This is a genomic window from Micromonospora sp. Mcm103 (assembly GCF_024519755.1).
In the GTDB taxonomy this organism is placed as follows: domain Bacteria; phylum Actinomycetota; class Actinomycetes; order Mycobacteriales; family Micromonosporaceae; genus Micromonospora; species Micromonospora aurantiaca.
Genome location: NZ_JALJRJ010000016.1, coordinates 40441 through 55150, shown reverse-complemented (window position 1 = coordinate 55150; position 14710 = coordinate 40441). Strand labels below are relative to the sequence as shown.

Below are 14710 nucleotides of genomic sequence, written 5' to 3'. Positions count from 1 at the left end.
GGTACCGGGCCGCCGGCAGGGTCGGCCCGGTCAGGCTACGGCGTACGCGGCGAGCCGGTCGCCGACCTCCTCGGTGCGCAGCGGCGTCCCCGGCGTGCGCGCGGCCAGCTCGGCGCCGACCGCGGCGGTGACCCGGGCGGCGGCGTCGGGGTGGCCGAGCTGGTCGAGCAGCAGCGCGGCGGACAGCACCGCTGCGACCGGGTCGGCGACGCCCTGGCCGGCGATGTCCGGCGCCGAGCCGTGCACCGGCTCGAACATCGACGGGTAGCGCCCTTCGGGGTTGATGCAGCCGCTGGCCGCGAGCCCGATGCCACCGGTCACGGCGGCGGCGATGTCGGTGAGGATGTCGCCGAACAGGTTGTCGGTGACCACCACGTCGTACCGCGACGGGTTCGTCACCAGGAACATCGCGGCGGCGTCGATGTGCTGGTATTCGGTGGTCACGTCCGGGTGCTCGGCGGCCACCGCGGCGAAGGCGCGCGCCCACAGCGACCCGGCGTGGGTGAGCACGTTCGTCTTGTGCACGAGCGTGACCTTGCGCCGCTCCCGGCGGCCGGCCCGGGCGAACGCGTCGCGGATCACCCGCTCGACGCCGTGCCGGGTGTTCAGGCTCTCCTCGGTGGCCACCTCGGCCGGGGTGTCCCGGTGCAGCGCGCCGCCGGCGCCCGCGTACAGCCCCTCGGTGCCCTCGCGGACCACCACGAGGTCGACCTCGCCGGGCTTGACCGCGGCCAGCGGACCGGCCACACCGGGCCAGAGCCGGGACGGGCGCAGGTTGACGTACTGGTCGAAGGCGAACCGGAGCTTGAGCAGCAGACCGCGCTCCAGCACTCCCGGCGGCACGGTGGGGTCGCCCACCGCGCCGAGCAGGATGGCGTCGTGGCCGGCCAGCTCGTCGAGGACGGAGTCGGGCAGCACCTCGCCGGTGCGGTGGTAACGTGCCGCGCCCAGGTCGTACTCGGTGGCCTCGATCCCGGGCACCACCGCGTCGAGGACCTTGCGGGCCTGCGCGACCACCTCGGGTCCGATGCCGTCGCCGGCCACCACCGCGATGTGTGCCACCTGGCGCTCCTCGTCTCGTCGTTAGGCGCAACCGTACGTCGCCGTCCCGGCCCCCGGTACGAATCTTCCATCATCCGGGACGGCGAATCACAGGAGGCTCCCAGCCGGCACTCATGCTGCGGTCATCTCCACTGCTTAGGGTCGGATTCACCGGGTCGACGGGGGCCCGGAATCCGGCACCGCCGCGACGCGGCGGCGACCACCGAGGGGGCAGGTGTCATGCGGATCGAGCACCGGCGGGCCCACTGGGCGGACGAACAACCACGTACCCGCTGGGTCGACCAGTCCGCGTTCCGCCCGCTCCGGCCGGACCTGCACCTGGGTGCCACGAAGCACCGCGTCGAGCGGGCCGGCACCTCCGCGTCCGGGCGGATCAGCGTCCGGCACACAGTCACCACCTCGACCGCCGACTACACGATGCTGCTCAACGCGCCGGAGTGGTTCGGCCACCGGGCGGTCAGCGAGGCGCTGCGCGACGCCGTCGCCGAGCTGCGCGCCGTCGACCTCACCTACGGCCCGAACCGGCCGGACAGCCTCGTCTCCCGGCTGCGCCGCGACGAGATCAGCCCCGACTCGTACCCTCCGCTGGCCGACCTGATCGACCTCTGCGCCGCCATGCGGGCGGCCACCGACGGCTGGTTCGACGCCTGGGCCGTGCCCGGCGGCTTCGACCCGGGCGGCCTGCTCGGCGGCTGGGCGGTGGAGCGGGCCGCGGCGCGGTTGCGCGCCGCCGGCATCCACGACTACGCCGTGCTCAGCGGCGCCGACCTGACGGTACGCGGACACGCCGCCCACGGCGGACCGTGGCGCGTCGCCGTGCACCACCCCACCGACACCCGCCGGACACCCGTCGTGCTGGAGATGACGACGGGCGCGGTCGGCACCTCCGGCGTCACCGGCCGGCGCGGGCACGTCGTCGACCCGCACACCGGCGAGCCGACCGACCGGCTGGTGGCCGCCACCGTGCTCGGACCGAACCTCGCCGTCGCCGACGCCTACGCCACCGCCCTGTACGCCGCCGGACCGGCCGGGCTGGCCTGGTTCCGCCACGACACGGACTACCGCCCGCTGTTCGCGCACCACCGGCGCTGATCTGCTGCCTGTTGCGGAGCGCGATCGGCCCCCACGGTCTCGGCAACGACCGTGAGGGCCGGTCAGCGACGAGTGCGCGTGGCTCGCGCAATCGAGGGGTGCGGGCCGAGGGGCCGGGCGCCCGACCGCGCCACCCGAAGACGGGCCGGGGATCGACTCAGCGGAAACCGCATCGGTACGCTAGCGAATCGACGCAACTCGACGCAAGAGTCTCCACAGCGGACGCCGGGTGGACGATGTCGGCAATCAGCGGTGAACGCACGGTGGGGCAGAGGTGACGGGCCCGGCGCGGGATGGCACGCTGTCCGCCGTGAGTTTCGATCTGAGCGTGTGGGCCCTGCCGGACGGGGCGACACCGGAGCAGGTGCGGGCGGCGGTGCAGCAGTGCCGCGAGGGCTGGCACGGCGAGCAGCACCCCGACCCGCGACTCGTCGCCTTCTACCGGGCGATCACGGCGAGCTATCCGGACCGCCCGGCCCGGCCCGGTACGCCGTGGGAGGTGGCGCCGCTGCACACGGCCGCCGACCACATCGAGATGAACCTGTATCCGACCTGCCCGGACCAGGTGCTGCTGGACATCGAGCGGCTGGCCGGCGAGCACGACCTGATGCTCTTCGACGCGCAGGACGGCTCGGTCTACCCGCCACCGGCCCGCGTCCGTTCCTGACCCACCGGGACGACGAAGGGCCCGGCCGATCCGGCCGGGCCCCGATGTGTCCTGTCCGGACTACACGTCGCGCAGGTCGGCCGCGCTGGCCGCGACCGCGCCGATCGAGTCGGCCGCGGAGGTGAGCAGGTCGGCGCCGAGCGCCTGGTCGACGGTGAGCGTCATCAGCGTCTCGCCACCGGCCTCGCGGCGGGCCACCTGCATGGCGGCGATGTTGACGCCGGCCTCGCCGAGCAGCGTGCCGACGGTGCCGACCACGCCGGGCCGGTCGGCGTAGCGCAGGAAGACCAGGATGCCCTCCGCGCCGATCTCCACGTCGAAACCGTCCACCTCGGTCAGCTTGAACACGTCCCGGGTGCCGGTGTGCGCCACGGTGCCGGAGACGCGGACGGTACGCCCGTCCGGCAGCGCCCCGCGTACGGTCACCAGGTTCGGGTGGTCGACGGTCTCGCCCGGCGTGGCGAGCGTGACCTCGACGCCCCGCTCGGCGGCCAGGTGCGGCGCGTTGACGTAGGTGACCTGCTCCTCCACCACGGAGCTGAACAGGCCCTTGGTCGCGGCGAGCTTGAGCACCGACACGTCGTGGGCGGCGATCTCGCCGCGCACCTCGACGGTGACGCTGGCGGCCACCCCGCCGGCCAGGGCGGTGAACGCCCGGCCCAGCCGCTCGGCCAGCGGCAGCAGCGGGCGGACGTCCTCGGCGACCACGCCGCCGGCCTGCACGTTCACCGCGTCCGGGACGAACTCGCCCTGCAGCGCGAGCTTGACGCTCTTGGCCACCGCGAGACCGGCCTTGTCCTGCGCCTCGTTCGTGGAGGCGCCCAGGTGCGGGGTGGCCACCACGTTGTCGAAGGCGAACAGCGGCGAGGAGGTGCACGGCTCCTTGGCGTACACGTCGACACCGGCGCCGGCGACCCGGCCCTCCGCGATCGCGTCGGCGAGCGCCTGCTCGTCGACCAGGCCGCCGCGGGCGGCGTTGACGATCCGGACGCCCGGCTTGACGATCGCCAGCTCCTTCTCGCCGATCAGGCCGACCGTCTCCGGCGTCTTCGGCAGGTGGATCGAGATGAAGTCGCTCTCCCGCAGCAGCTCCTCCAGCCCGACCAGGCGGACGCCGAGCTGGGCGGCGCGGGCCGGCTGGATGTACGGGTCGTACGCGATCAGCCGGGTGCCGAATGCGGCGATGCGCTGCGCGAAGAGCACGCCGATGCGGCCGAGGCCGACCACGCCCACGGTCTTGCCCTGGATCTCGACGCCGGTGTACTTGGACCGCTTCCACTCCCCCGCCTTGAGCGCGGCACTGGCGCTGGCGGTGTTGCGGGCGACCGCGAGCAGCAGCGCGACGGCCTGCTCGGCGGCGGAGACGATGTTCGAGGTGGGCGCGTTGACGACCATGACGCCGCGGGCGGTGGCGGCCGGCACCTCGACGTTGTCCAGGCCGACGCCGGCCCGGGCGACCACCTTCAGCCGCGGCGCGGCGGCGATCGCCTCGGCGTCGATCTGGGTGGCGCTGCGTACGATCACCGCGTCGGCCTCGGAGAGGGCGGAGAGCAGAGCGGGGCGGTCGGTGCCGTCCACGTGGCGCACGTCGAAGTCGTGCGCGAGCACCTCGATGGCGGCGGGGGCGAGTTCTTCGGCGATCAGTACGACAGGATTCATCGGTCCTCGTAGACGCTCGGTAATGGTTCGGCCTGGGGCGCCGGGACGCCGCGCTGCGCCCTGCGCCGATCCGTGCCACGGCCGTCGGGTGCGCTCGGGCACCACACCAAGGATGGTAGGGGGCCGCCCGCCCGGCGTGTCCCGGACTGCGGGGTGAGGGCCCTCACACAGCCCCGTCGCACGCCTGTCATCCCCCGTTCACCGGACGCGGCGACTGGCGGGCTCCCCGTACAACGGAGGCAGCACCCGCACGGGGAGGGAGCCGCAGATGTCGGTAATGGTCCGGATCGCGCTGTTACGGCCGATGGCCCGACTGGGCCCGCACCGGTGGGGGCCACGGTTGGCCGAGGTCCTGATCACCCGGTCTCAGATGGTGAGCGGGCTGCCGGGTTCGACCGCCCGGCGCACGGCGGCCGCCGAGGAGGCGGTGACGCTCTGCCGGCGGCTGGCCGCCGAGCGGCCGGACCAGCACCGGGTCGCCCTGGCCCGGGCGCTGGTGGCCCGGGCCGCCGCGCCCGACACCGTTCCCGTCGCCGAGGCGATCGGCCAGCTCCGGGAGGCCATCGGGTACGTCGAGGACACCGACGACCGGCCGGAACTGGTGGTGCTCGCCACCGCCCGCGGGCTCCTCGCGCTGAACCTCCACCTGTGCGGGGAGGTGCGGGAGGCGCTCAGTCTGGCGCTGCGGGCCCGAGCGACCTGGCGCGCCTGCGGGGCATTGCGGCCGCCGGAGCGGATGCGGTTGGCGCGGGCCCTGCTGACGATCGGTGAGGGCAAGGAGTCGCTGGGCCGGACGGAGGAGGCGAACACGGTCCGGCGAGAGGCGCTGGAGCTGCATCGCGGTCTTTCCGCCTATCGGCGGATCCAGTGGACAGGCATCGGCGCGTCCGCCGCGACGGACCTCGCCCAGGGCCTGGCGGCCACCGGTGCGGCACGCGAGGCCCTCGAGTTGATCAAGGAATCCCGCGTCGACGTGGAGCTGTGGAGCGGGATCCAGCCCCGGTCGGGGCGACAGCTGCTGGCCCGGGCCATGCTGATCGAAGCGGAGTGCCGGGCGCAGCTGGACGACCCGGAGGCGGCCGTGCGGCTCGCGGAGCAGGCCGTCGGCCGGCAGCGGGCGATGGTGACGGCCGGAACGCCGCGCGCCGGGGCCGCACTGGCCCACGGGCTGCTCGTCCTCGGCGACCTCACCGCGCGGGCCGGCCGGCCGGACGACGCGGCCGCGCACCTGACCGAGGCGGCGGCGCTCGCCCGCAACGGCCACGACGACGTGCTGGCCCAGGCCCTGTTGGACAGGCTCGAGCTGCGGGCCGCGGCCGAAGACCGGGCTGCGGTCGACATCCTGCTGGCCGAGTTACTTCCGCTCTGCCGGGAGAACGCCGGGCGGCTGCCGGAGGTCTGGCGTCCCCGGCTGGCCCGCGCCCTGCTGATCCGCTGCGCGCTGACAGTGGACGAATTGACGACGGGCTCCGGCGGTTCGCCGGCGGAGGCACCAGGCCGGCGCGGGACAGCGCCGCCGGACGGACCGGCCGAGGACGGCCTGGCAGGCGGAGGCGCGACGAGCACCGGGCGGGACGGAGACGGCCTGGCGGCCGGACGGAAGGCGGTCGAGCTGGCCCGGTTGCTGGCCGGCGGCGACCCGGCGTACCGGGACCTGCTCGGGCGGTGCCTCTTCACGCTCGCGGGCGCGGTGAACCTGGCCGGTGACCCGCGCGGGTCGGCCGATCTGCTGCGCGAGTGCGTGACCGTGCGCCGCGAGCTGTTCGGCGTCGACCCGGTGGCGACCCGGCTCGGGTTGGCGGAAGCCCTGTGCAACCTGGGCAACCGGGTGCACGCCCTCGACCGGCTGGAGGAGGCGGTGGGGATCTACCGGGAGTGCCTCGACCTGCTGCGCGCCGACCCGGACCGGATCGACCGGGCGGAGCTGCTCACCCCGCTGCGCAACCTCGGGCTCACGCTGTCGCGTCTGGACCGCAGGGCCGAGGCGGAGCGGGTCCGGGACGAGATCGCGGCCGTTCAGGAGACGGTCGGCGCCGGTCGCTCCGATCCGTCGTGACGGCCCGCGGCCCGACGCCGGGGAGAGCGTCGGGCCGCGGGCCGCACGAGGAAGAGATCAGGCGGTCTCGGTGATCGGCCGGTCGACCCAGCTCATCATGGCCCGCAGCTTCTGCCCGGTCTCCTCGATCGGGTGCGCCGCGCCCTCGGCCCGCCACTTGGCGAAGTTCGGCCGGCCGGCCTCGTCCTCGGCCACCCACTCGCGGGCGAACTCGCCGGACTGGATCTCGCCGAGGATCTTGCGCATCTCGTCCTTGACCCGGGAGTCGATGACGCGCGGGCCGCGGGACAGGTCGCCGTACTCGGCGGTGTCGGAGATGCTGTAGCGCATCCGGGCGATGCCGCCCTCGTACATCAGGTCGACGATGAGCTTCAGCTCGTGCAGGCACTCGAAGTAGGCCACCTCGGGCGCGTAGCCGGCCTCGGTGAGCACCTCGAAACCGGTCTGCACCAGCGCCGCCGCGCCACCGCACAGCACCGCCTGCTCGCCGAACAGGTCGGTCTCGGTCTCCTCGGTGAACGTGGTCCGGATCGCGCCGGCCCGGGTGCCGCCGATCGCCTTGGCGTACGCCAGGGCCAGGCCGAACGCGTTGCCGCTGGCGTCCTGCTCGACCGCGACCAGGCAGGGCACGCCCTTGCCGTCGACGTACTGGCGGCGGACCAGGTGACCGGGGCCCTTCGGGGCGACCATCGCCACGTCCACGTCGGCCGGGGGCTTGATCAGGCCGTACCGGATGTTGAAGCCGTGCCCGAAGAACAGCGCCTTGCCCGCGGCCAGGTTCGGCGCGATGGACTCGGCGTAGATGTGCCGCTGGGCGGTGTCCGGCGCCAGGATCATGATCACGTCGGCCTCGGCCGCCGCCTCGGCCGGGGTGAGCACCCGCAGGCCCTGCTCCTCCGCCTTCGGCCGGCTCTTCGACCCGGCGGGCAGGCCGATCACCACGTCGACGCCGGAGTCGCGCAGCGACAGCGCGTGCGCGTGGCCCTGGCTGCCGTACCCGATCACGGCGACCTTGCGGCCCTGGATCAGGCCCAGGTCGGCGTCGTCGTCGTAGAACACCTCAACGCTCATTGACTTCCCTTTCGTACGGCGGTGCCCGTCGGCCCGTCGAAAAACTTGTGGGTACGGATCAGGCGGCGCGCAGGGCCGGGCCGGCGGTGATGGCCCGCGAACCCCGCCCGATCGCCACGGTGCCGGACTGGACCATCTCCTTGATGCCGAACGGCTCCAGGTCGCGCAGCAGCGCGTCGAGCTTGTCCGGCGTGCCGGTCGCCTCGATGGTCAGCGTGTCCGGCGCGACGTCGACAACCCGGGCGCGGAACAGGCCGACCGTCTCCAGCACCTGGGCCCGGGCCGCGCGGTCCGCGCGGACCTTGACCAGCAGCAGCTCGCGTGCCACCGACACCTGCGGGTCCAGCTCCACGATCTTGAGGACGTTCACCAGCTTGTTGAGCTGCTTGGTCACCTGCTCCAGCGGCGAGGACTCGGCGTTGACCACGATGGTGATGCGGGAGACGTCCGGGTTCTCGGTCTCGCCCACGGCGAGGCTGTCGATGTTGAACCCGCGCCGGGAGAACAGCCCGGAGACCCGGGCCAGGACACCCGGCTTGTTCTCCACCAGCACGGACAGCGTGTGCATAGTCATTTAGAGTTCGTCCTCGTCGAACGCGGGGCGCACACCCCTGGCGAACATGATCTCGTCGTTGCTGGTGCCGGCGGCGACCATCGGCCAGACCATCGCGTCCTTGCCGACCACGAAGTCGATGACCACCGGCGCGTCGTTGATCGCCATGGCCGCCTCGATGGTCTTGTCCACGTCGGCGGCGTTCTCGCAGCGCAGACCGACGCAGCCGAGCGCCTCGGCGAGCTTGACGAAGTCCGGGATGCGGTGCTTGTGGGTGCCCAGCTCGGTGTTGGAGTAGCGCTCCCCGTAGAACAGGGTCTGCCACTGCCGCACCATGCCCAGGTTGCCGTTGTTGATCACGGCGACCTTGATCGGGATGCCCTCCAGCGCGCAGGTCGCCAGCTCCTGGTTGGTCATCTGGAAGCAGCCGTCGCCGTCGACCGCCCACACCGTGGTGTCCGGCTTGCCGACCTTGGCGCCCATCGCGGCCGGGACGGCGTAGCCCATCGTGCCCAGGCCACCGGAGTTGAGCCAGGTGTGCGGCTTCTCGTACGAGATGAACTGGCTGGCCCACATCTGGTGCTGGCCGACGCCCGCCACGTAGACCGCGTCCGGGCCGGCGATCTCGCCCAGCCGCTTGATCACGTACTGCGGGGAGAGCGTGCCGTCGGCCGGCTCCTCGAAGCCGAGCGGGTAGCGCTCGCGCAGGTCGTCGAGCTGGGCCCACCAGTCGGTCAGGTCGGCCGGCGGGTGCGCGGCCTGCTCGGCGGTCACGGCGGCGATCAGCTCGTCGATCACGTGCCGCGCGTCGCCCACGATCGGGACGTCGGCGTGCCGGTTCTTGCCGATCTCGGCCGGGTCGATGTCGGCGTGCACGACGGTCGCGTCCGGCGCGAACGAGTCCAGCTTGCCGGTCACCCGGTCGTCGAAGCGGGCACCCAGCGCCACGATCAGGTCGGCCTTCTGCAAGCCGTAGACCGCGGCGACGGTGCCGTGCATGCCGGGCATGCCCAGGTGCTGACGGTGCGAGTCGGGGAACGCGCCCAGCGCCATCAGCGTGGTGACCACCGGGATGCCGGTCTGCTCGGCCAGCTTGCGCAGCCCCTCGGTGGCGCCGGCCTTGAGCACGCCGCCGCCGACGTAGAGGACCGGGCGGCGGGCGCCGGTCATCAGCCGGGCCGCCTCGCGGATCTGCTTGCCGTGCGGGTGCAGCGTCGGCCGGTAGCCGGGCAGGTCGAGCGTGGGCGGCCAGGAGAAGGTCGCCGGCGCCTGGAGCACGTCCTTGGGGATGTCGACGAGCACCGGGCCGGGGCGGCCGGTCGCGGCCAGGTGGAACGCCTCGGCCAGCACGCGGGGGATCTCGTCGGCGGTCTGCACCAGGAAGTTGTGCTTGGTGATCGGCAGCGTGATGCCCTGGATGTCCGCCTCCTGGAAGGCGTCGGTGCCGATCGACGGCCGGGCCACCTGCCCGGTGATCGCCACCATCGGGACCGAGTCCATGTACGCGTCCGCGATCGGCGTCACCAGGTTCGTCGCGCCCGGACCGGAGGTGGCGATGCACACGCCGACCCGGCCGGTGGCCTGCGCGTAGCCGGTGGCCGCGTGCCCGGCGCCCTGCTCGTGGCGGACCAGGATGTGCCGGACCGTGGAGTCGTAGAGCGGGTCGTAGGCGGGCAGGATCGCGCCGCCCGGAATGCCGAAGACCACGTCGACGCCGAGCGCCTCCAGCGACCGCACGAGCGAACCGGCGCCCGAGACCTGCGCGGTGGCGGGCTCCCGTACGGGCGTCTCGGTGGTGGCGGCCGCCGGGACGGTACGGCCGGGGCGGGCGGCGGGGTCGGAGTCACCGGCCGCGCCGGTGCCGGAGCGGGCACGGCGGGCGGAGTGGGCGAGGGTCTCTGGCGTGGGTCTCGTCATGGCGGTTCAAGCCTTCGGAAGTGAGTGGGTGACGCGCTTCTCAGGATGGGACGGCGAGGTCCCGGCGATGGTCCGACGGCAACAAAAAAGCCCACGTGCAGGATGCACGGGGCCAGCGCACTCTCGGTGGGAGAGTGCGCTCAGGTAAGTACTCGCGGCGACCGGTTCGACGACATGCGGCTAAGCCTGACGCATCTCACGCGATGAGTCAACTGATCCCACATTTTGGTTCACGGACGTGGGCGTGTCGGTCACCGACAGCCCCTCCACGACCGGTGCCACCTGCGAAGATCCCTCCATCGGGGGACGCTGCGCGGGCACCGCGGCGGGCGGATTGTTGCGCAGCCTCGGCAGCAGCGGCGACGGGGCGCGCGCCGGCGCGGGCGGCGGCGCCGGCGGCATCGCGGTATACCGGTTGCCCGGCGCGGTGGCCGCCTCCAGCATCGCCTCCAGGTGCTCGGCCGGTACGCCCCAGCCGAACAGCGCGCCCTGGCCGAACCGGCACCCGGCGGCCACCACCGCGGCCAGCTCGGTCGGGTTGGTGACGCCCTCGGCGATCACCTCCAGCCCTAGCTGGTGACCCAGGCGCATGACGATGTCGACCATCGGGGCGAACGCCGGGCCGTCCCGCCCGACCGGCCGGACCGGCTCGTGCTCGGCGACCAGACTGTGGTCGATCTTCAGGATGTCGATCGGCAGCCGCCGCAGCTGGCCGAGCGACGAATAGCCGGCGCCGAAGTCGTCCAGCGCGATCCGCACCCCGGTCAGCCGCAGCGCGGTGAGCCGCCGGATCAGCTCGTCCAGGTCGGTGGCGACCGCGTGCTCGGTCACCTCCAGCACCAGCCGCTGCGGCGGCACGTGGTGCGCGCGCAGCGCGTCGGCGACCTGGACCACGTACTCCGGGGCGTGCAGCTCGCGCGGCGACACGTTCACCGACACCCAGACGTCGTGCCCGTCGGCCAGCCAGCGGGAGAGCTGGAAGCAGGCCTGGTGCAGCACCCACGCGCCGAGCTTGGCGATCATCCCGCACTCCTCGGCGAGCGGGATGAACTCGTCCGGCCGGACGTTGCCCAGCTCCGGGTGCCGCCAGCGCAGCAGCGCCTCCGCGCCGACCGGCCGCACCGACGGCAGCGAGGCCACCGGCTGGAAGACCAGCCGCAGCTCGTCGCGCTCGATCGCGCCGCGCAGCTCGTGCTCCATCCGGGTGCGCCGGCTCAGCAACTGGTCGTACGTGGCGTCGTAGCGCTCGATCCGGTTCTTGCCCCGCTGCTTGGCGTAGCGCAGCGCCAGGTCGGCGTTGCGCAGCAGCAACTCGACGTCCTGCTCCCGCTGCCCGGCGGCCACCCCGATGCTCACCGACAGGAAGACCGGCCCGTCCCCCTGCTCGTACGGGCGGCCGAGCACCCCGAGCAGGCGGTCGGCGACCGGGCCGGGGTCGGCCGCACCGTGCATCAGCACCGCGAACTCGTCACCGCCGAGCCGGGCGGCCAGGTCGCCCGGGCGCAGGTTGCCCCGCAGCCGCCGCCCCACCTCGACCAGCACCGCGTCGCCGACGTCGTGCCCGCGCATGTCGTTAACGTTCTTGAAGCCGTCCAGGTCGAGCCCGAGCAGCACGCACGGCACGCCCGCCTCGGCGCTGCGGTGCAGGGCACGCAGCAGTCCGCGCCGGTTCGCCAGCCCGGTCAGCGGGTCGGTGTGCGCCAGCTCGCGGAAGTGCGCCTCGCGCTCGGCGAGCCGGATCGCGTAGCCGCGGACGTCGTTCAGGGCCAGATATTGCCGGGTCACCAGCGCGAACCCCTCGACCGTGCCGGCCACGATCGCGTACCCGTCGAACCCGCCGCCCTGCACCAGGTGGTACATCGCGGAGGCCGCCATGGCGAACATCGGCACGAAGGCGTACTCGCCGTCGCGGCGGATGAAGTCGACGTCGAGCTGCGTCAGGTCGGCGCGGCGCCCGGCCACGGCCGTGGCCATCAGCCCGGCGGCGGTCAGCACCGCGCCGGTGAGCACCATGCCCGGGCCGGCCTGGCAGAGCCCGGCGGACACGGCCAGCCCGCCGGCCGTCACCGCTGTCGCGCCGGCCGCGAGCAGCGTGAGCCACCCGCGCGGCGGCGCGACCCGCAGCACGACGATCACGGTGAGCCCGGTGGTGAGCGCCGCGCTGACGGTGGCCAGCACGATCGGCAGGCAGGCGACCGGGGTGGCGTCGCCGAGCAGCCGGGTCGGCTCGCTGATCGCCACCCAGCCGACGAACCAGAGCGCGCTGCCCATGATCAGGCCGTCGAGCAGCAGCCGGGCGGTGGCCGCCCGGGACGCGGCGGCGCCGGGCAGCCGCAGTACGGCGGCACCGAGACCGAGCGCGGCGAGCGTCGTGCCGACGGCGACCAGGATCGCCCATCCGGTCCGCTGGCCCTGCCGGTGCGCCCAGTGGTCACCGGCGGCCAGCAGACCGCCGAGGCCGACCAGGAGGCTGAACAGGGCGGCCCCGGCGGCGACCGCGAGCAGCAGGTGAGCCGGTCGGCGGGGGCCGGTGCGGCGCCGCACCGAGGCGGCGAGCAGCACGGCGGCGCCGGCCGCGGCGATCCCGCTCAACACCGCGACGGTGACCATCCCCGGGGACGACTGCACGCGTCAACTCTGCCGGATGAGCGCCTCCCGTGGGGCACCGGGTGTGCAACTGTTGGGACACAGGGTGCGCGCGGCGGGGTCGCCGCGCGGATGGTGTCAGACTGGTTGTCATGCCTGAGCTGCGGTCGAGGACCTCCACCCACGGTCGGACGATGGCCGGCGCCCGGGCCCTCTGGCGGGCCACCGGGATGACCGACGACGACTTCGGCAAGCCGATCGTCGCCATCGCGAACAGTTTCACCCAGTTCGTACCCGGTCACGTCCACCTCAAGGACCTCGGCGGCCTGGTCGCCGACGCGGTGGCCGAGGCCGGCGGCGTCGGCCGGGAGTTCAACACGATCGCCGTGGACGACGGCATCGCCATGGGCCACGGCGGCATGCTCTACTCGCTGCCCAGCCGGGAGCTGATCGCCGACGCGGTGGAGTACATGGTCAACGCGCACTGCGCGGACGCCCTGGTCTGCATCTCCAACTGCGACAAGATCACGCCGGGGATGCTGCTCGCCGCGCTGCGGCTCAACATCCCCACCGTCTTCGTCTCCGGCGGCCCGATGGAGGCCGGCAAGACGGTGGCGATCGAGGGCGTGGTGCACTCCAAGATCGACCTGATCGACGCGATGATCGCCTCCTCCAACGAGGCGGTCACCGACGACCAGCTCGGCGAGATCGAGCGCTCCGCGTGCCCGACCTGCGGCTCCTGCTCCGGCATGTTCACCGCCAACTCGATGAACTGCCTCACCGAGGCCATCGGCCTGGCGCTGCCCGGCAACGGATCCACGCTCGCCACCCACGCCGCGCGGCGGTCGCTGTTCGTCGAGGCCGGGCGCACCGTCGTCGAGATCGCCAAGCAGTGGTACGAGAACGACGACGCCTCGGTGCTGCCGCGCTCGATCGCCGGCCGGGAGGCGTTCGAGAACGCGATCGCCCTCGACGTGGCGATGGGCGGCTCCACGAACACCGTGCTGCACCTGCTCGCCGCCGCCCGCGAGGCGGAACTGGACTTCGGCGTCGCCGACATCGACGCGATCTCCCGCCGCGTGCCGTGCCTGGCCAAGGTCGCGCCGAACTCCCCGAACTACCACATGGAGGACGTGCACCGGGCCGGCGGCATCCCGGCCATCCTCGGTGAGCTGGACCGCGCCGGGCTGCTGCACCGCGACGTGCGGTCGGTGCACTCCCCCAGCCTCGACAAGTGGCTGGCCGACTGGGACGTGCGCGGCGGCGCGGCCCGGCCGGAGGCGATCGAGCTGTTCCACGCCGCCCCGGGCGGCGTGCGCACCACCGAGCCGTTCTCCACCACCAACCGCTGGTCGTCGCTGGACACCGACGCGGCCGGCGGCTGCATCAGGGACCGGGAGCACGCGTACAGCGCGGACGGCGGCCTGGCCATCCTGCACGGCAACCTCGCGCCGGCCGGCTGCGTGGTGAAGACCGCCGGTGTGCCCGAGGAGTGCCTGACGTTCCGCGGCCCGGCCAAGGTCTACGAGTCGCAGGACGACGCGGTGACCGCGATCCTCGCCAAGGAGATCGTCGCCGGGGACGTGGTGGTGATCCGGTACGAGGGCCCGAAGGGCGGCCCCGGCATGCAGGAGATGCTCTACCCCACCTCGTTCCTCAAGGGCCGTGGGCTGGGCCGTTCCTGCGCGCTGCTCACCGACGGCCGGTTCTCCGGCGGCACCTCCGGCCTGTCCATCGGGCACGTCTCCCCGGAGGCGGCGTCCGGCGGCCTGATCGCGCTGGTCCGCGACGGCGACGAGATCGTCATCGACATCCCGGGCCGGTCGATCGAGCTGAACGTGCCCGCCGACGAGCTGGAGGCACGCCGGGTGGCCGAGGAGAAGCGGGACCGCCCGTACACGCCGGTCGACCGGCAGCGCCCGGTGTCGGCGGCGCTGCGCGCGTACGCGTCGATGGCGACCTCGGCCAGCGACGGCGCCTACCGTCGCGTCCCGGAGTGAGCAACGCGGGGCTCTGCGGCAGGGCCCCGCGCGACGCCCGCCGCCGG

The 14710-nt window shown here is 73.5% G+C and carries 10 protein-coding genes; 4 read left to right on the top strand and 6 right to left on the bottom strand.

Annotated features, from left to right (window positions below; genetic code table 11):
- Positions 1–30: 30 nt before the first annotated feature.
- Positions 31–1062 (bottom strand): 3-isopropylmalate dehydrogenase, encoded by a 1032-nt coding sequence (locus OC439_RS19900; RefSeq protein ID WP_262014728.1) that lies wholly within the window; start codon positions 1060–1062, stop codon positions 31–33.
- A gap of 219 nt (positions 1063–1281) precedes the next feature.
- On the opposite strand from OC439_RS19900, the gene OC439_RS19895 reads away from it, so the two are divergent.
- Both OC439_RS19895 and OC439_RS19890 read left to right on the top strand, forming a co-directional pair.
- Positions 1282–2154: an FAD:protein FMN transferase gene (locus OC439_RS19895; RefSeq protein WP_135243696.1), complete on the top strand. Its 873-nt coding sequence runs from the start codon at positions 1282–1284 to the stop codon at positions 2152–2154.
- 310 nt (positions 2155–2464) lie between these two features.
- The gene (locus OC439_RS19890) at positions 2465–2821 is read left to right on the top strand and encodes a hypothetical protein (protein ID WP_262014727.1); all 357 of its coding nucleotides are present in this window, start codon (positions 2465–2467) and stop codon (positions 2819–2821) included.
- A gap of 60 nt (positions 2822–2881) precedes the next feature.
- Here the strand turns inward: OC439_RS19890 and serA are convergent, their stop codons facing one another.
- Positions 2882–4480, bottom strand: a complete 1599-nt coding sequence (gene serA / locus OC439_RS19885) for a phosphoglycerate dehydrogenase (protein ID WP_120571297.1) — start codon at positions 4478–4480, stop codon at positions 2882–2884.
- Positions 4481–4850: 370 nt separating this feature from the next.
- Here serA and OC439_RS19880 point away from each other — a divergent pair, with 370 nt between their 5' ends.
- The gene (locus tag OC439_RS19880) at positions 4851–6536 is read left to right on the top strand and encodes a tetratricopeptide repeat protein (protein WP_262014726.1); all 1686 of its coding nucleotides are present in this window, start codon (positions 4851–4853) and stop codon (positions 6534–6536) included.
- Between the two features lie 57 nt (positions 6537–6593).
- Here OC439_RS19880 and ilvC read toward each other — a convergent pair whose 3' ends face one another.
- From ilvC to OC439_RS19860, 4 genes are all read right to left on the bottom strand, one after another.
- Complete coding sequence (ilvC, locus tag OC439_RS19875) at positions 6594–7607, bottom strand: ketol-acid reductoisomerase (protein ID WP_120571299.1); 1014 nt, start codon at positions 7605–7607, stop codon at positions 6594–6596.
- 58 nt (positions 7608–7665) lie between these two features.
- Entirely contained in the window at positions 7666–8181 is a 516-nt protein-coding gene (gene ilvN, locus OC439_RS19870) for an acetolactate synthase small subunit (protein ID WP_013284504.1), read from the bottom strand.
- The gene (locus OC439_RS19865) at positions 8182–10077 is read right to left on the bottom strand and encodes an acetolactate synthase large subunit (protein ID WP_262014725.1); all 1896 of its coding nucleotides are present in this window, start codon (positions 10075–10077) and stop codon (positions 8182–8184) included.
- A 180-nt stretch (positions 10078–10257) separates the two neighbouring features.
- Complete coding sequence (locus tag OC439_RS19860) at positions 10258–12705, bottom strand: putative bifunctional diguanylate cyclase/phosphodiesterase (RefSeq protein ID WP_262014724.1); 2448 nt, start codon at positions 12703–12705, stop codon at positions 10258–10260.
- A gap of 110 nt (positions 12706–12815) precedes the next feature.
- Between OC439_RS19860 and ilvD the strand changes: the two genes are divergently transcribed.
- Complete coding sequence (gene ilvD / locus OC439_RS19855; protein WP_262014723.1) at positions 12816–14663, top strand: dihydroxy-acid dehydratase; 1848 nt, start codon at positions 12816–12818, stop codon at positions 14661–14663.
- Positions 14664–14710: the final 47 nt, after the last annotated feature.

Excerpts from the sequence above, each read along its gene's own strand:
- ilvN (WP_013284504.1), bottom strand. The coding sequence starts at position 8,181 with ATGACTATGCACACGCTGTCCGTGCTGGTGGAGAACAAGCCGGGTGTC.
- OC439_RS19880 (WP_262014726.1), top strand. The coding sequence starts at position 4,851 with ATGGTGAGCGGGCTGCCGGGTTCGACCGCCCGGCGCACGGCGGCCGCC.
- ilvC (WP_120571299.1), bottom strand. The coding sequence starts at position 7,607 with ATGAGCGTTGAGGTGTTCTACGACGACGACGCCGACCTGGGCCTGATC.
- ilvD (WP_262014723.1), top strand. The coding sequence starts at position 12,816 with ATGCCTGAGCTGCGGTCGAGGACCTCCACCCACGGTCGGACGATGGCC.
- serA (WP_120571297.1), bottom strand. The coding sequence starts at position 4,480 with ATGAATCCTGTCGTACTGATCGCCGAAGAACTCGCCCCCGCCGCCATC.
- OC439_RS19865 (WP_262014725.1), bottom strand. The coding sequence starts at position 10,077 with ATGACGAGACCCACGCCAGAGACCCTCGCCCACTCCGCCCGCCGTGCC.
- OC439_RS19895 (WP_135243696.1), top strand. The coding sequence starts at position 1,282 with ATGCGGATCGAGCACCGGCGGGCCCACTGGGCGGACGAACAACCACGT.